Raw genomic sequence first — 15,843 nt, 5'->3', positions numbered from 1 at the left:
TAATCATGATTGATGAAAAAGAAATAGCTTCTTTAATTAAATTACTGGATGATCCTGATCCGGAGATTTTCTCGCACATAGAGGATAGGATTTTATCTTATGGTGGTGAAGCTATAGGCTTTTTAGAAAGTGCTTGGGAGCAATCTTTAGATACCATTTTACAAGAACGTATAGAAAACTTGGTGCATAAAATTCAGTATCAAAATGTACGTGAAGATTTAGCTTTGTGGTACCAAAGTGGTGCTTTTGATTTGCTTCGCGGGGCTTTAATCATCAACAGGTATCAATACCCTGATTTAAACGAGCAGAAAATTATTAACCAGATTGAGGCTATTAAAAGAGATATTTGGCTACAAATGATGTACGAGGCTAGCCCAGTTGAAAAGGTAAAACTCATTAACCATATCTTTTATAATATCTACGGCTTTTCTGGCAATACCAGCAATCATAAAGACCCTCAAAACTCCTACATCAGTCAGGTTTTAGAAAGTAAAAAGGGTAATCAAATAAGTTTGGCTATTATTTATGCCGTTATAGCTCAGAAACTGGATATCCCTATTTATGGTGTAAACCTTCCTCAGCATTTTATTTTGGCTTATGAGGATGAGCAGGAGAAACAAAATGAAGAAAATGGCATCCTATTTTATATCAATGTTTTTAACAAAGGTTACATCTTTGGTAAAAGAGATATTGATATGTTTTTAAAACAATTACAAATTCAGCCAGAGAAATATTTTTACGAACCTTGTTCGCATACAGAAATTATTAAAAGAGTGATTAGGAACCTTATTAGCGCCTATGAAGAATTAGGTAGCACAGAGAAAGTTAAAGAATTGATTGGCTTGCTAGAGGTATTAGAATAAGCCCTCAGAGGCTGTCTAGAATCATCACTTAGTATAAGGCAGAGTCGAGAAGCCTTTTCTTATCCTTCGACTCCGCTCAGGATGACATTTCCTTCGACTCCGCTCAGGATGACATTTCATTCGACTCCCACTTCGACTCCGCTCAGGATGACATTAGCTCAGGATGACAACGAAGGTCTAGTCAATGTGGCAAATATAATTTCTTAGACAGCCTCGTTTTCTAAGAATATAAAAACTTAAATTAAACCCTTATTTCATCCAATTTAATAAAGTTTTAAACCAATCTTCTTGGGTTGTTGAGTTATTTAACCCGAAACCATGTCCGCCAGCTTGGTACAAATGCACTTCGCTTTTCACTTTAAACTTCTTCAAATTTAAACTGTACTGGATGCTATTTTCTACCGGAACTGTTTTATCATCCATAGCGTGTACAAGAAAAGCAGGTGGTGTGTTGGCATTTACTTGAAGTTCGTTAGAATATAAAGTAATTTGTTCATCAGTAGGCTGTGCACCTAATAAATTTGTTCTAGAGCCATTATGTCTAAACTCGCCAAAAGAAATTACTGGGTAAATCAGGATAGAAAAATCTGGACGTAGGTTGCTATTATTCTCATTTTTGATAAAGGCTTTATCAAAATGTGTTGATGCAGTTGAAGCCAAATGCCCGCCGGCAGAAAACCCCATAATACCTACTTTAGCAGGATCTATTTTATACTGAGCAGCATTTTCTCTTACATACTTTATTGCTTGTTGTGCATCTTGAAGCGGACCAATACTTTTATCTTCCATAATGATGTCTGATGGAAGACGATATTTTAAAACAAAAGCTGTAATACCTGCTTCTGCAAATCTTTTGGCAACATCATAGCCCTCATGTTTAATGGCTAAAATAGCATAACCACCACCAGGGCAAATTACTACAGCCTGGCCTGTTTCTTTTCCTTTTGCAGGAGTAAAAACTTCTAAAGTTGGCTTTGTAACTTTGCTAACTCTAGTTTTACCATCAGTACCAACTACTGTTTGTTCTACATAATCTGTAGCTGTTTTAGCGCCAGGTACACCATTTGGATATAATTCTATCACCCTGTTTTGGGCCTTAGCTAATTGGGCAAAGCCGATAAGCATCATAAAAATAATTTTTTCATCATTTTAGTGTGTTCCTCCAAACTCCATTAAATAAGACTTTAAAAACTCGTCTAAATCTCCATCTAATACCGCTTGTGCATTAGAAGTTTCGTAATCTGTTCTTAAATCTTTAACCAATTTGTATGGATGTAAAACATAATTTCTGATTTGCGAGCCCCACTCTATCTTCTTCTTATTTCCTTCTATGGCTGCGGTGGTTTCTCGGCGTTTACGCATTTCTATCTCAAATAATTGAGATTTTAATAAGCGAATAGCATTTTCTTTATTTTGTAATTGCGAACGAGATTCTTGGTTTTTAATGATAATACCCGAAGGCTTGTGATGCAACCTTACAGCGGTTTCTACCTTGTTTACATTTTGCCCACCTGCACCACCAGATCTAAAGGTTTCAAATTCAATTTCTGATGGATTTACTTCAATTTCTATGGTATCATCAATTAAAGGATAAACATAAACAGAAGCAAAAGAAGTATGTCTTTTAGCGTTAGCATCAAAAGGAGAAATTCTTACCAAACGGTGTACGCCGTTTTCGCCTTTTAGGTAACCGTAAGCAAAATCTCCTTCAAATTGTAAGGTTACAGTTTTCATACCTGCAACATCACCTTCTTGCGAGTCTTGCTCTATCACTTTATAGCCATTTTTTTCGCCCCACATGATGTACATACGCATGAGCATGCTTGCCCAATCGCAACTTTCTGTACCACCTGCTCCGGCTGTTATTTGTAATACGGCATGTAATTGGTCTTCCTCGGCAGAAAGCATATTTTTAAACTCCAGATTTTCTAATTCTGCGGTTGCCTTTTGGTAAGCTTCTTTAACATCATCTTCTGTAGCTTCGCCAGCCTGAAAAAACTCTAGCATAACGCCAGCATCTTCAATAGCGGCAAGGGCAGAATCGTAAGCATCTGTCCAGCTTTTTTTATTTTGATGGAATGTAATACTTTCTCTGCTTCTTTAGGATGATCCCAAAAAGTAGGTTCTAGAGAAAGTGCATTTTCGCGGTGTAATTCGGTTAGTTTAGCATCAATGTCAAAGATGCCTCCTCAGAGACGTTACCCTGTCTCTTAAATCCTGTAGTTGTTCTTTCGTCATATCTTGTGTAGTATCTGCAATTATTTTTTAGCAATCAATTCTATATCAAACTCAAGCATGGTATTAGGGCCTATAAGACTTCCTTGTCCTGCACCTCTTTCTCCATAAGCCAATCTTGATGGAACAATGATTTTTATTTTTCCACCTACGCCAATTTTAGGTAAAGCAATTTTCCATCCTTCAATTAACTCAGAAAGTTTTGAATTTAATGGGTTGGCAGCAGTTCTAGAGTCAAATACGGTACCAGTTAACAATCTTCCTGTATAAGCAATGGTAATTTCTGAATCTACAGTAGGAAAATTACTATCTCCGGCAGCACTAATCTGATAATAAACTCCAGAAACATCTTTAATGGCCGTGATATTCTTTTCTGTTAAGTATCTATTAATGAGCCTATCTTCATAGAGTTCTAGATTGGTATCATCTGCAACTTCTATTCTGGTATCTAAAATAGCATTACCCGGTACATTGGTTCCTTGCCCTTCTTTTCCATAAGCTAAATAGGAAGGAATAAGCAATCTTACCACACCACCTTTTCTTAATTTTCTAATGCCTTCTCTCCATGGAATAGGTCTTATATAACCTATAAAATCTGGTTGGGTAGGATTATAAATGGATGTTTCAGAATTTACAGTCTTATTAATAGAAGTTGTTTTTTGACCAATTCTAACTCTATCAGAATATTTTAAGATAGGCAAATTTGTATTTCCTTCATCTATCACCTGATAATAAAAACCTGTAGAATCTTTTTCAAAACTTAGATTATTACTCCTGATGTATTCTTGAATTAATTGGTCTTCTATCTCTTTTAAACTTCTGGTTTCTTTCTCGCAAGAGATAGCCAACATACTCATAGCTACAAGTAAAAACCCGAATAATTTCTTTATCATCTTATTGTATTTCTGTTAATTCTATATCAAAATCTAAAACGGCATTTGGAGGTATGCTTCCTCTACCGCTTGGGCCATAAGCGTATAAAGATGGGATTAATAATCTGATTTCTCCACCTTTTTGTATTAAGGGGATGCCCAATCTCCACCCTATAATGAAATTTCCTAATCTACTACTATAGTCGGCTCTGCTATCAAAAACATTTCCGTTTAATAATCTACCTGTATAATTTATCGTTATATTAGGATTGCTATTGGTTTTATAGTCGAAATTACCCGTCCCAGCATTGATAACCTGATAGTACATACCAGATTCATGTCTTACTGCATTGATATTGTTATCGGCAATAAAACGCTTGATAATTTCTTCGTCTTTTTTTAATTGTTCTTCTGCTTGCTTGTAAGGGTCAACATAATCGCTCTTTAAACAAGAACTAAACAATGCTGTAACCGCAACTAAAACTAACCAAACGTACTTCTTCATCTTTAATAATTTACAAATTTATTTATCTTTTTATATAAACCTAAGCTTTAACATTATTTAACGTCAAATTACGGGTTATGTGTTTGCCCGATACGTAAAAAATCATCTTTAATGATACACTTATATCAAATTGGTTACAATCATTAGAGTTTGAAAAGAACAGCTCCCTTTAAATCTTGTTTAAAATGTATATTTAGATTTTAATAATAATCATCATGAAAAAGTATTTCTTGGTATTCATCATCAGTTTAATATGTTTAATAAAATCTGAATCTGTTATGGCGCAAAAAGAAAATGGAAAATTTGTACATACTGTGCTCTTCTGGTTAAAAAATCCTGAAAGTAAAGAAGACCGTTTAAAGTTTGAAACTTCTCTTACAACTTTCTTAAAGGCATCTAAACATATTAGCAGCATGCATTTAGGAACTCCTGCAAGCACCAACAGACCCGTTATTGATGATTCTTACAGCTACTGCTTGATGGTAACTTTTGTTTCAAAAGAAGCACATGACCAATACCAGGAAGAAGCTGCTCATAAAGTATTCATCAAAGAAAGTGAGCATTTATGGAATAAGGTTTTGATTTACGATTCTGAAAATATTCTAAAATAGTTAAACTTAGGCCTTAGAAACCGATAAAATCGGCAAACCATATAAGCACTCGTTACAAACGAGCGCAATGTAAAAAGCCAGCCTAAATGATTATAGGCTAGCTTAAAAATATCTTAAACTTACTTTTTAAAGAACATTCTGGTAATGAAAATACCTCCAGAATCGTCTTTACCAGCATGGCTTTCTACGGCACTGGTAACATAAATGAGTTTAAAGCCAGCTGCTTCTAATTCCATAATTCTTGCCCCAATCATAGCATCGTTAGAAGCTATATTTTGAAAATTGATACCCGCCGCACTAAAAAAGTTCAATAATTTGGCTTCATCAAAATTTTCTACTTTTAATTCGCTTCTGCTTACACTTTTTTGATCAGATTTTTGTCCATCTGTACGACTGGTCCGAAACTGCTCGGTATTAACTTCAGTTGTATTTTCTATCATTCTTGATCTTCCCAAACCCATAGGCACTATAGATTCTACAACAGTTACTATTTTCCACTCGCCCAATTTTTCAGTAGTAGTTTGAGCCATAGCAACTGCATTTAAACACATTGCCACGGCAATCGTTAACATTATCTTTTTCATATGATTTAAATTTTATTTGCTTAAAGATAAAGAATAATTGGAAGTATATTTTTGAAGATTTTGGCGAGGGAAGCTTTATAAATTTATAAAGACAGCATAGCGTAAGCCGTTTTAGGCATTCATTGCAAACGAACGTAAGATTAAATAATTCACATAGCACATTTGTTTTCTATTAGTAAACTTTTTATATTTGTTCTCCATTAGTAAACTTTAGATGTTCAATATCATCAACAGAAAAACCCTTTTGGCCTATACAATTAAATATCCAAAGGCAAAAAATGCATTATTAGAGTGGTATTATGAATTTCTGAATGCTGATTTTAAAAATTTTCAAGAATTAAAGGCAATACATAAAAGTGCGAGTTTAGTTGGTGATGACCGTGTGGTGATTAATATTATGGGTAATCATTACAGGTTAGTCATTAGGGTTGTTTTTATTTATAAAGTGATTCAAATTAAGTGGTTTGGAACTCATACAGAGTATGATAAAATTGATGTAGCTACTGTAAAATTTAAAAACTGATGAATTTACATATTTTAAAAACCGAAGAAGAGTACGAAGAATTACTGGTTTGGATAGATACTCAATTTGATTTAAACGTTTCGCCTGATAGTAAAACAGGTGAAGATTTACAAGTTGCCTTATTATTAGTAAAACAATATGAAGATATCCATTTCCCAATTCCAAAACCAGACCCTATTGCAATAGTGAAGCAAAAAATGGAAGAAGAAGGTTTAAAAAACAAAGATTTAACCGAATGGATTGGGAGCAAAAGCTATGTTTCTTCTTTATTGAGTGGTAAAAAACCTTTAACGCTTAAGATTGCCAAAGTTTTGCACCAGAAATTGGGTATTCCGGCTGAGGTGTTTTTGGCTTGAGATAGCTTTGATAAGCTTTTATAGATTAGAAACCAATAAAATTGGTAAACTATATTAAGCACTTGCTATGAACTAGCGTAAGATGACTTTTAAATATCCTTTTAGGAATATTTACTTAAATTTTTCTAACAATTGTAAAAGCTGGATATCGCTAATAGAATCTTGATTGGATTTATCGTAAATTGATAAAAGAAATATATGATTATCCACAAAGGCAACATAGGAGATTACTCTTGCACCTCCTGATTTTCCTTTTCCTTTAGACGAAATAGCTAATCTTATTTTATAACACTTGTTACCTATAGGAGTTCCTAAATTTGGATTTTCTTTTAGAGAATTAATAAGTTCTATGATTTCCGATTTGAGCGAAGGATATTTTTTGACTAACTTTTTAAGTTGCTTATCGAAATAATCAATAGTATATACTTTATAAGTCATTTAATAAATTTTCAATAGGCTTAGCTTCTAGTTTTCCTAAACTTAGCATTTCTGCATGTTGAAAAGCTTGTTTTATTTCCTTAATCTCCGTTAGTAAATCAGCATCTTTATCTGTAATTTTCTCAACCTTTACATCTGTAAGATTTTTGAGAAAATCCATAACCATACTTAAATTATCTGAATGAATATCTAATAATAATTTCATAAGTATAAAATTAATCATTTTTTCTAAACAAAAATCTTAGAATCTTAATATATAATAAAGCCACTCAATTTAATCTGAACAGCTTTTGTAAGGAGATTTCTCCTTCCTCAATCTATAAAACAAAAAAGTTCGAGGTGAAATAACACCCCGAACTCAAGTATAAATTTAGTTAGTTAGTTTTTATACTTTTCTCTTTTAGTAGCAATATTTATTAGCCTCTATCAATTGTTTTGCTACTCTTTGCCTTGCATCTTTGATGTTAAAAGGTGCTACTTTGGTAAACCTTCTTAAACCCATCAACATCATATTTAATTCATCGCCTTCGGCAAAAGAATTTAATGCTTCTTTACCTGCTAAATAAACTTTATCAACAGCTTGTTGCATATAAATACGCATCATATCAATTTGTCCGGCAGCAGCTTCTTCGCCACGCATCGCAACTAATTTCTCTACTCTTAAAATGGTTGATTCTGCTACATAAGCCTCACCAATAATATCAGCGATATTCATCAAGATTTCTTGCTCTTTAGCTAAAGTCATCATCAGTTTTTGTACCGCAGCTCCGGCTATCATTAAACCTGCTTTTTTGATATTTTTTAAGGCTTTCTTCTCGGCTGCAAATAAAGCATCATCCTCCTCAGCAAAATCAGGAATAGACATTAGTTCGCCTGATACCGCTTGTGCTGGTGTCATCAAATCTAGTTCGCCTTTCATAGCTCTTTTCAAGAGCATATCTACAATAAGCAAACGGTTAATCTCATTGGTGCCTTCAAAAATACGATTGATACGGCTATCGCGGTAAGCTCTATCCATAGGAGCATCGGCAGAGAAACCCATACCGCCATAAACTTGTACGCCTTCATCAACTATATAATCTAACATTTCTGAACCCCAAACTTTTAAGATGGCGCATTCTACAGCAAATTCCTCGGTAGATTTAAGTTTAGCCTTACCAGAATCCATACCTCCGGCAACTAATCTATCATAAGCATCATCAATATTTTGTCCGGCCCGGTAAGCAGCACTTTCTACAGCAAAGTTGCGGGTGGCCATTTCTGCTAATTTGTATCTGATAGCTCCAAATTTTGAAATTGGAAGCCCAAATTGAACTCGCTCATTTGAATAATTGATGGCATAATCTATCACCTTACGGGATGAGCCAATAGCTGCAGCACCTAATTTAATACGACCAATGTTAAGAATGTTAACCGCTATTTTGAAACCGTTTTCACGGTCTGAAAGCATATTTTCTACCGGAACAGGGCAATCGTTAAAGAAAACCTGACGGGTAGAAGAACCTTTAATACCCATTTTATGTTCTTCTGGGTTCATGGTTACGCCACCAAAATCTTTTTCTACAATAAATGCTGTTAAATTTTTATCATCATCAATTTTAGCAAAGACAATAAAAACATCGGCAAAACCACCATTGGTAATCCACATTTTTTGTCCGTTGATGATATAATGCGTACCCTCTGCATTTAATTTAGCTTTTGTTCTTCCGCTATTAGCATCAGAACCAGAGTTTGGCTCTGTTAAACAATAAGCCGCTTTCCACTCTCCAGAAGCTAGGTTAGGAATGTATTTAGCTTTTTGCTCCTCGTTACCATAATAAAGAATAGGTAAAGTACCAATTCCGGTATGTGCGGATAAGGCTACTGCAAAAGAGTGACCAGCACCTACAGCATCAGCCACCAACATAGAAGTATTGAAGTTTTTACCAAAACCACCATATTCTTCCGGAATAGAAACGGCTAGTAAACCCAATTCTCCTGCCTTATCCATTAAAGATGGCATAAGACCTTCTTCAAGTTTATCAATCCTATCCAAATTTGGGAATACTTCTGCTTGTAAGAAGTCTTCGCAGGTTTTCTTAATCATTAATTGTTCTTCATCAAACTCTTCTGGAATAAAAACATCCTGAAAATCTGTTTCGGTGATTATGAACTCACCTCCTTTGCTTGATTTTTTTTCTATTGTTGCCATATTTTTTTGATTAAAGATGAAAGGAACAAAGAGTAAAGATTTTGCCTATCATCGTTATTTTTATTTAGGATAAAAAGAACAAAGAATTCTTATCTGGATGATTAAGTAAAAGTTTTGAAAATTATACTTTTTCATTGTTCTTTATTCATTGTACTTTGTTCTTTCAATGTTTTTATAAAATTTACGACCATCTTTTGCAGGATAATTATTCTTTCAAAAATTTCATCTGATTCTGAAATCATATTTAAATCAGCAGCCAAAAACAGTTGGGTTTCTAACTCATAAAGTGAGCCTAAACTCATTTTTAGAAAGTGGGCAAAATCCTTATTGGTTCCTCTTGCCGAGCCTTCTGCAATATTTGAAGGAACTGAGATTGCACATCTGTTTATCTGACTTATTAATCCAAATCTTTCATCAACTGGAAACTTAGAAGTAAGTAGATATACGTCTTTAACAATCGCTCTTGCATCTTTCCATATATTTAACTGTCGAAAATTATGCATCGTCTTTTATCTTTGTTCCTTATTCCTTGCTCTTTATTCTAGTAAACTTCAAAAATCCCGGCTGCACCTTGCCCTGTTCCTACACACATGGTTACCATACCGTATTTCTGATTTCTTCTTTTAAGCTCGTTAAAAATTTGAACAGATAATTTTGCTCCTGTACAACCTAGTGGATGCCCTAATGCTATAGCGCCGCCGTTTACATTTAATTTGCTGGTATCTAGATTTAACTTTCTGATGATGGCTAAAGATTGCGATGCAAAAGCTTCGTTCAGCTCAATTAAATCTATATCATCTTGTTTTAAATTGGCTTGTTTTAAGGCTTTCGGAATAGCCTCTATAGGACCAATACCCATAATTCTTGGTGGTACACCTGCTACAGCATAGCTTACCAACCTAGCAATAGGTTTTACATTTAGCTCTTTCAGCATCTCTTCAGACACTACTAAAACAAAAGCTGCCCCGTCTGATGTTTGTGAAGAATTTCCGGCAGTAATAGATCCTCCGGCAGCAAAAACTGGTTTCAGCTTAGCTAAAGCTTCTAAATTGGTATCTTTTCTAGGGCCTTCATCTGTATCAACCACATATTCGCGAGTTTTCTTTTTCATTTGCTCGTCTACATAAGTTTCTGATACTTTAATAGGCACAATACCATCTTTTAAATGCCCATTTTCTAAAGCTGCTACAGCTTTCCGGTGCGATTCAAAAGCAAATTTATCTTGGTCTTCTCTGCTAACTTCAAATTCTTTAGCAACTGCTTCTGCGGTTAAACCCATGCCCCAATACCAATCTGGGTTTTCTACAGCCACTCTTGCATTAGGTACAATTTTCCATCCGCCGAAAGGCATGCCCGACATTACTTCTACCCCACCAGCAACAATGCAATGCGCCATTCCTGCTCTTATTTTTGCTACTGCCGTGGCAATGGTATCTAAACCCGATGCACAATATCTATTCACGGTAACGCCTGGTACCTTATCGGTTTTTAAACCCATTAGGGATACCATTCTTCCGATGTTAAGTCCTTGTTCCGCTTCCGGAGTTGCATTACCTACAATCACATCGTCTATTCTTTCTACGTCTAAACCCGGTACAGAGGATACTAAATGCTGTATCACCTCGGCAGCTAGATCATCTGCTCTGGTAAAACGAAATACCCCTCTTGGAGCTTTTCCTACTGCTGTTCTGTATCCTGCTATGATGTATGCTTCCATATTTATCTTTTAATTAAGGATGAAGGAGCAAGGAATAAAGACACCTTATCTATCATCCATTTTAAAATCCTTTTTCTTTTTATCTTTTGATTAAGGATGAAGGAGCAAGGAATAAAGACACCTTACCTATCATCCATTTTAAAATCCTTTTTCTTTTTATCTTTTGATTAAGGATGAAGGAGCAAGGAATAAAGACACCTTACCTATCATCCATTTTAAAATCCTTTTTCTTTTTATCTTTTGATTAAGGATGAAGGAGCAAGGAATAAAGACACCTTACCTATCATCCATTTTAAAATCCTTTTTCTTTGTTCCTTGTTCCTTTTTCTTTATTCTAATTTCTTAGAGGTTTCCCCTTAGTTATAATACTCTGGATTCTCTCCAAGGTCTTTTTCTCTCCGCAAAGGGATAAAAAAGCTTCGCGTTCTAAGTCTAGTAGGTATTGCTCGCTTACCAATGTTGGTGCTGATAAATCTCCACCACACATCACATAACCTAGTTTTTGGGAGATTTTCTGATCATGTTCTGAAATGTAATTTCCAGATTTCATGGTATTAGCGCCGGCATATACCATCCCTAAACCACTTTTTCCTAAAACTTTAATATCTGTTCTTCTTACAGGTTGGGTATAACCATTATTGGCTAACTCAAGCGCTTTTTCTTTGGCATCAGCAATTAATCTGTTTCTGTTCATACTGATGGAAAATTTATCTTTTTGCAGATAACCTAAATCATACGCTTCTAAGCCAGAGGTTGAAACTTTTGCCATACCAATGGTTAAGAACCTGTCTTTCAAAACATTTTGCTCTATTTGTCCATCAGTAAATTCATCTGATGCTCTTAAGGCAAACTCTTTACTTCCGCCGCCGCCAGGTATTAAACCAACGCCAAACTCAACCAAACCCATATAGGTTTCTGCGCTTAGCTGTACGTGGTCTGCATGCAAACAAAACTCGCAACCACCACCAAGCGTTAAATTATGGGGTGCTAAAATTACCGGGATAGAAGAGTAACGGATACGCATGGACGTGTTCTGGAATAATTTGATAGCCATGTTTACCTCATCCCATTCTTGCTCTACGGCCATCATAAAAATCATCCCTACATTGGCTCCGGCAGAGAAATTAGCGCCATCATTACCAATAACTAAACCTCTGAAATCTTTCTCGGCAATATCAATAGCTTTATTAATGCCCGTAAGCACCTCGCCACCAATGGTGTTCATTTTGGTGTGGAATTCTAGATTTAAAATACCATCTCCTAAATCTGTTAAAGTTGTTCCAGCATTTTTCCATACCGTTTTGCTACTACGTATATTATCCAAAATGATAAATGCTTCTCTACCCGGGATAACCTTATAAGATTTTGATGGGATATCATAATACTTCTTAACACCATTTTCTACCTTGTAAAAAGAAGTATTTCCGGCATCAAGCATTTCTTTTACCCATGCTGCTGGCTGGTGACTATGTTGCTGCATAATAGCTATTCCCTCGGCAACACCAACGGCATCCCAAACTTCATACGGACCAAGTTCCCAACCAAAACCTGCCCTCATGGCATCATCAATACGGAAAAGCTCGTCTGAAATTTCTGGAATACGGTTAGAGACATACTCAAACAAACCTGCAAAAGATATTCTAAAGAACTCACCAGCTTTGTCTTTTCCATTAGCAAAAACCTTCATGCGTTCTGCTAAATTCTCTATAGGCTTTGTAGCTTCTAGCGTTGCAGATTTTACTTTCTCTTGCTTTCTATAAGTAAGAGTTTTTAAATCAAGCGCCAATATTTCTGATTTTCCATCTGCATCTTTGGTCTTTTTATAAAAGCCTTGCTTAGTTTTATCGCCCAGCCAATTATTGGCTTGCATATGCTTTACGTATTCTGGAAGCACAAATTTATCTCTGGCTTCATCATCAGGAGCATTTTGGTATAAACCATTAGACACATTAATCATGGTATCTAAACCTACAACATCTGTTGTGCGGAAAGTAGCAGATTTAGGCCTACCTAAAGCAGGACCGGTAAATTTATCTACTTCTTCAACCGTTAAATCCATTTTTTCTACCAAATGCAGCAAAGCCATGATAGAATAAACACCTACTCTGTTAGCAATAAAAGCCGGAGTGTCTTTACATAGAACCGTTGTTTTACCCAGATATAAATCTCCATAATGCATCAAGAAATCAACAATAGCGGTATCTGTATGCGGGGTTGGGATAATTTCTAGTAATTTTAAGTAACGCGGCGGGTTAAAAAAGTGCGTACCACAAAAATGCTTTTTAAAATCATCACTTCTACCTTCTGCCATCATGTGGATAGGGATACCAGAAGTATTAGAAGTTATTAAAGTGCCTGGCTTACGGTATTGCTCTACTTGGTCATAAACCTTCTTTTTGATTTCCAGATTTTCAACCACTACTTCTATTGTCCAATCACAAGAAGCAATATCTTTCATGTGGTCTGTAAAGTTTCCGGTTTTTATTTTATTGATGACCGTTTTGTTATAAACTGCAGAAGGATTACTTTTAAGCGTATTTTGCAAGGCAGTATCAACAATACGATTACGCACTTTAGGATGTTCTAAAGTTAAACCTTTGGCTTGCTCATCGGCTAATAATTCTTTAGGAACCATATCAAGTAAAAGTACTTCTACACCTATATTAGCAAAATGGCAAGCTATACGCGAGCCCATGATTCCTGATCCTAAAACAGCAACTTTCCTGATAATTCTTTTCATCTGTTTGTTATTTTATTATTTATTCATAGATGCTTGTAAATAAACAAGCAGAAACCTTCTTACAAAAATCTTAGTGATTTAAAAATGTAGATTTCTTAACTCCATATTAGTCAGGGTTATAATCATTGGTAAGGGTATTAATCTTAACCAATGAATTGATTAATATCTCTCTTTCTTTTTCTGATAAATGGCTATCTAGATAGTCGTTAAACTTTCTTACTACTACTCTAGCTAAATGTCTTTTTTCTTTTCCTTTCTCGGTTAAATAAACCTTTACAGAGCGTTTATCATCTTGATGAATTTGTCTGAAAATAAGGCCATCTTTCTCTAGGTTATTTAGCATTCTGCTTAAACTGGTAGACTTTAACCCCAATAAAGATGCCACCTCTGATACGGTAGTTCCTTCATGCTCGTGGATATTAATCAGTAGGTATCCAACAGACTGGGTAATACCAAATCCAGCGGCAATTTGGTTATATTTGTTTGCAATTACCTGCCAGGTTACTTTAAGATGATAGTCTATAGTTTCTTGTGGTTTCATAATGAGATTAGGGTGATTTAATACCAAATATAACAAGTCAAAATTTATTATGCAAGCATAATAAATTTTTTTCCTCTTTTTTCTTTTGGATTGGTTTTTGCTTCTATAGAATGATTTTCGAAAGATTTACTTAAAAAAGAAATCGCAATATCTTTTTCATCTTAAATAAAAAAGCCTTTGGTAGTAAATACCAATCACAGCAATATGATTTTAATTGTTGACGATAAACCAGAAAATATTTATTCATTAAAAAGGCTTTTAGAGTCTAAAAAATTTGGGGTAGACACCGCCTTGTCTGGCGAAGAAGCCTTAAAAAAAGTTCTTAAAAACAGCTATGCCCTTATTATTTTAGATGTTCAAATGCCAGATATGGATGGCTTTGAAGTGGCCGAGACCTTAGCTGGTTTTAGTAAATCAAAAGATATACCTATTATATTTCTTTCTGCTGTTAATACAGATAAAACATTTATTGCCCAAGGTTATGCTTCTGGTGCTATAGATTATGTTACCAAACCTGTAGACCCAGATATTTTAATGTTAAAGGTTAAAACCTTTTATCGTTTATACGAACAAACCACTGCCCTAAATGAAATACAAAGCGCTTTAAGGGCCGAAATAGAAATTAGGAAAAAAGTACAGGCAGAACTTAAAGAAAGGGTAGAACAATTATATTCTACGCTAGAATCTTTACCTCAGGTGGCTTTCACATCAGACCCAGAGGGGAATATTGAATTTGTTAATAAACAATGGTTCAGGTATTCCTTATCAGCGAAAGCATTCCCTTATACCCATCCTGATGATAAAAATATTGAAGAAGAATGGACCATTTGTATGTTTACAGAGAGCCCTTTAGAGCTAGAAGTGCGCATAAAAGAGCTTAATTCTGATGCTTATCATTTCCATTTACTAAGAATTATCCCTATAAAGGAGAAAGATAAAGTGGTAAAATGGGTAGGTACTTTTACCGATATTGAAGACCAAAAGCAAGTAGAAAAAAAGAAAGATGAGTTTTTAAGTATTGCTAGTCATGAGTTAAAAACACCTTTAACCAGTATTAAAGCTTATGTACAATTGCTACAAAGGAGCTTAAAAAATAACCCCGATAATACCGCCAGTACCTACCTAGAAAGGGCACAATTGCAGCTTTCAAAACTGAATAATTTAATTGCAGATTTACTAGATATATCTAAAATAGAAAGCGGGAAATTAAAGCTCAATAAGAAGTCGTTTAACTTTGAAAATCTGCTTTCTAGTGTAACTGATATTATTCACCAAACACATGAAAACGCAGAAATTATAAGGAAAGGAGCTTCCGTAAATCATCTCATTTTTGCTGATGAAGTAAGGATAGAACAGGTTTTAATAAATTATTTAACCAATGCTCTTAAATACTCGCCAGATAATAAACAAGTTACCATAGAAACAGAATTACACAATGGCCACCTAAAGGTTATGGTTACTGATAATGGCATTGGTATCCCGCTAGAAAAGCAAAAGAACATTTTCGGGAAATTTTTTAGGGTAGAAGAATCATCACTCAGGTTTCAAGGACTTGGGATAGGTTTATATATATGTTCAGAAATTATAAGGCAGCACCAAGGTTCTTATGGTGTAAATAGTAAAGTGGGCCAGGGCTCTTCATTTTATTTTACAATACCTATTTAGTA

The 15,843-nt window shown here is 34.9% G+C and carries 16 protein-coding genes and 1 pseudogene; 5 read left to right on the top strand and 12 right to left on the bottom strand.

Annotation, left to right across the window (positions count from 1 at the left end; translation table 11 throughout):
* Window positions 1-5: 5 nt before the first annotated feature.
* Window positions 6-863, top strand: coding sequence for a transglutaminase-like domain-containing protein (locus FYC62_RS15735; protein ID WP_202594436.1), 858 nt, complete (start codon window positions 6-8; stop codon window positions 861-863).
* A 249-nt stretch (window positions 864-1,112) separates the two neighbouring features.
* Here the strand turns inward: FYC62_RS15735 and FYC62_RS15730 are convergent, their stop codons facing one another.
* From FYC62_RS15730 to FYC62_RS15715, 4 genes and pseudogenes are all read right to left on the bottom strand, one after another.
* Window positions 1,113-1,991 carry an alpha/beta hydrolase gene (locus FYC62_RS15730; RefSeq protein WP_149075629.1) on the bottom strand — a complete coding sequence of 293 codons (879 nt, stop codon included), beginning with the start codon at window positions 1,989-1,991 and terminating at the stop codon, window positions 1,113-1,115.
* A gap of 21 nt (window positions 1,992-2,012) precedes the next feature.
* A pseudogene (gene prfB, locus FYC62_RS15725) lies at window positions 2,013-3,101 on the bottom strand (peptide chain release factor 2).
* 20 nt (window positions 3,102-3,121) lie between these two features.
* Window positions 3,122-3,991, bottom strand: a complete 870-nt coding sequence (locus tag FYC62_RS15720; RefSeq protein ID WP_149075628.1) for an FKBP-type peptidyl-prolyl cis-trans isomerase — start codon at window positions 3,989-3,991, stop codon at window positions 3,122-3,124.
* Window position 3,992: 1 nt separating this feature from the next.
* Window positions 3,993-4,475, bottom strand: coding sequence for an FKBP-type peptidyl-prolyl cis-trans isomerase (locus FYC62_RS15715; protein WP_149075627.1), 483 nt, complete (start codon window positions 4,473-4,475; stop codon window positions 3,993-3,995).
* Between the two features lie 215 nt (window positions 4,476-4,690).
* Here FYC62_RS15715 and FYC62_RS15710 point away from each other — a divergent pair, with 215 nt between their 5' ends.
* A complete protein-coding gene (locus FYC62_RS15710; protein WP_240534759.1) occupies window positions 4,691-5,086 on the top strand; it encodes a Dabb family protein in 396 nt (131 codons plus the stop codon).
* A gap of 119 nt (window positions 5,087-5,205) precedes the next feature.
* Here FYC62_RS15710 and FYC62_RS15705 read toward each other — a convergent pair whose 3' ends face one another.
* The gene (locus tag FYC62_RS15705; RefSeq protein ID WP_168199462.1) at window positions 5,206-5,670 is read right to left on the bottom strand and encodes a hypothetical protein; all 465 of its coding nucleotides are present in this window, start codon (window positions 5,668-5,670) and stop codon (window positions 5,206-5,208) included.
* A gap of 214 nt (window positions 5,671-5,884) precedes the next feature.
* Between FYC62_RS15705 and FYC62_RS15700 the strand changes: the two genes are divergently transcribed.
* Together FYC62_RS15700 and FYC62_RS15695 are read left to right on the top strand one after the other, a co-directional pair.
* Window positions 5,885-6,193: a type II toxin-antitoxin system HigB family toxin gene (locus tag FYC62_RS15700; protein WP_149075626.1), complete on the top strand. Its 309-nt coding sequence runs from the start codon at window positions 5,885-5,887 to the stop codon at window positions 6,191-6,193.
* Window positions 6,193-6,549, top strand: a complete 357-nt coding sequence (locus FYC62_RS15695) for a helix-turn-helix domain-containing protein (protein WP_149075625.1) — start codon at window positions 6,193-6,195, stop codon at window positions 6,547-6,549. The genes FYC62_RS15700 and FYC62_RS15695 overlap by 1 nt, the downstream gene beginning before the upstream one ends.
* Before the next feature lie 111 nt (window positions 6,550-6,660).
* Here FYC62_RS15695 and FYC62_RS15690 read toward each other — a convergent pair whose 3' ends face one another.
* From FYC62_RS15690 to FYC62_RS15660, 7 genes are all read right to left on the bottom strand, one after another.
* Complete coding sequence (locus FYC62_RS15690) at window positions 6,661-6,987, bottom strand: type II toxin-antitoxin system RelE/ParE family toxin (protein WP_149075624.1); 327 nt, start codon at window positions 6,985-6,987, stop codon at window positions 6,661-6,663.
* On the bottom strand, window positions 6,977-7,192 hold the full coding sequence (locus FYC62_RS15685) for a hypothetical protein (protein ID WP_149075623.1): 216 nt from the start codon (window positions 7,190-7,192) through the stop codon (window positions 6,977-6,979). Before FYC62_RS15685 ends, FYC62_RS15690 begins: the two co-directional genes overlap by 11 nt.
* A gap of 195 nt (window positions 7,193-7,387) precedes the next feature.
* Window positions 7,388-9,178 (bottom strand): acyl-CoA dehydrogenase family protein, encoded by a 1,791-nt coding sequence (locus FYC62_RS15680; protein ID WP_149075622.1) that lies wholly within the window; start codon window positions 9,176-9,178, stop codon window positions 7,388-7,390.
* A 131-nt stretch (window positions 9,179-9,309) separates the two neighbouring features.
* Window positions 9,310-9,681 carry a four helix bundle protein gene (locus FYC62_RS15675; protein ID WP_149075621.1) on the bottom strand — a complete coding sequence of 124 codons (372 nt, stop codon included), beginning with the start codon at window positions 9,679-9,681 and terminating at the stop codon, window positions 9,310-9,312.
* A 38-nt stretch (window positions 9,682-9,719) separates the two neighbouring features.
* Window positions 9,720-10,895: an acetyl-CoA C-acyltransferase gene (locus tag FYC62_RS15670; protein ID WP_149075620.1), complete on the bottom strand. Its 1,176-nt coding sequence runs from the start codon at window positions 10,893-10,895 to the stop codon at window positions 9,720-9,722.
* Between the two features lie 334 nt (window positions 10,896-11,229).
* Window positions 11,230-13,635, bottom strand: coding sequence for a 3-hydroxyacyl-CoA dehydrogenase/enoyl-CoA hydratase family protein (locus FYC62_RS15665; protein ID WP_149075619.1), 2,406 nt, complete (start codon window positions 13,633-13,635; stop codon window positions 11,230-11,232).
* A gap of 106 nt (window positions 13,636-13,741) precedes the next feature.
* Complete coding sequence (locus tag FYC62_RS15660; protein ID WP_149075618.1) at window positions 13,742-14,176, bottom strand: MarR family winged helix-turn-helix transcriptional regulator; 435 nt, start codon at window positions 14,174-14,176, stop codon at window positions 13,742-13,744.
* A gap of 204 nt (window positions 14,177-14,380) precedes the next feature.
* Here FYC62_RS15660 and FYC62_RS15655 point away from each other — a divergent pair, with 204 nt between their 5' ends.
* On the top strand, window positions 14,381-15,841 hold the full coding sequence (locus FYC62_RS15655) for an ATP-binding response regulator (RefSeq protein ID WP_149075944.1): 1,461 nt from the start codon (window positions 14,381-14,383) through the stop codon (window positions 15,839-15,841).
* Window positions 15,842-15,843: the final 2 nt, after the last annotated feature.

It is taken from the genome of Pedobacter aquae, assembly GCF_008195825.1.
Taxonomy (GTDB): Bacteria; Bacteroidota; Bacteroidia; order Sphingobacteriales; family Sphingobacteriaceae; genus Pseudopedobacter; species Pseudopedobacter aquae.
The sequence above is the reverse complement of the archived record's forward strand: the minus strand, read 5'-3'. Positions and strand labels throughout refer to the sequence as shown.

What these genes read in the sequence shown, in the direction of transcription:
- FYC62_RS15735 (WP_202594436.1), top strand. Translation starts at nt 6, where the DNA reads ATGATTGATGAAAAAGAAATAGCTTCTTTAATTAAATTACTGGATGAT.
- FYC62_RS15730 (WP_149075629.1), bottom strand. Translation starts at nt 1,991, where the DNA reads ATGATGCTTATCGGCTTTGCCCAATTAGCTAAGGCCCAAAACAGGGTG.
- FYC62_RS15720 (WP_149075628.1), bottom strand. Translation starts at nt 3,991, where the DNA reads ATGATAAAGAAATTATTCGGGTTTTTACTTGTAGCTATGAGTATGTTG.
- FYC62_RS15715 (WP_149075627.1), bottom strand. Translation starts at nt 4,475, where the DNA reads ATGAAGAAGTACGTTTGGTTAGTTTTAGTTGCGGTTACAGCATTGTTT.
- FYC62_RS15710 (WP_240534759.1), top strand. Translation starts at nt 4,691, where the DNA reads ATGAAAAAGTATTTCTTGGTATTCATCATCAGTTTAATATGTTTAATA.
- FYC62_RS15705 (WP_168199462.1), bottom strand. Translation starts at nt 5,670, where the DNA reads ATGAAAAAGATAATGTTAACGATTGCCGTGGCAATGTGTTTAAATGCA.
- FYC62_RS15700 (WP_149075626.1), top strand. Translation starts at nt 5,885, where the DNA reads ATGTTCAATATCATCAACAGAAAAACCCTTTTGGCCTATACAATTAAA.
- FYC62_RS15695 (WP_149075625.1), top strand. Translation starts at nt 6,193, where the DNA reads ATGAATTTACATATTTTAAAAACCGAAGAAGAGTACGAAGAATTACTG.
- FYC62_RS15690 (WP_149075624.1), bottom strand. Translation starts at nt 6,987, where the DNA reads ATGACTTATAAAGTATATACTATTGATTATTTCGATAAGCAACTTAAA.
- FYC62_RS15685 (WP_149075623.1), bottom strand. Translation starts at nt 7,192, where the DNA reads ATGAAATTATTATTAGATATTCATTCAGATAATTTAAGTATGGTTATG.
- FYC62_RS15680 (WP_149075622.1), bottom strand. Translation starts at nt 9,178, where the DNA reads ATGGCAACAATAGAAAAAAAATCAAGCAAAGGAGGTGAGTTCATAATC.
- FYC62_RS15675 (WP_149075621.1), bottom strand. Translation starts at nt 9,681, where the DNA reads ATGCATAATTTTCGACAGTTAAATATATGGAAAGATGCAAGAGCGATT.
- FYC62_RS15670 (WP_149075620.1), bottom strand. Translation starts at nt 10,895, where the DNA reads ATGGAAGCATACATCATAGCAGGATACAGAACAGCAGTAGGAAAAGCT.
- FYC62_RS15665 (WP_149075619.1), bottom strand. Translation starts at nt 13,635, where the DNA reads ATGAAAAGAATTATCAGGAAAGTTGCTGTTTTAGGATCAGGAATCATG.
- FYC62_RS15660 (WP_149075618.1), bottom strand. Translation starts at nt 14,176, where the DNA reads ATGAAACCACAAGAAACTATAGACTATCATCTTAAAGTAACCTGGCAG.
- FYC62_RS15655 (WP_149075944.1), top strand. Translation starts at nt 14,381, where the DNA reads ATGATTTTAATTGTTGACGATAAACCAGAAAATATTTATTCATTAAAA.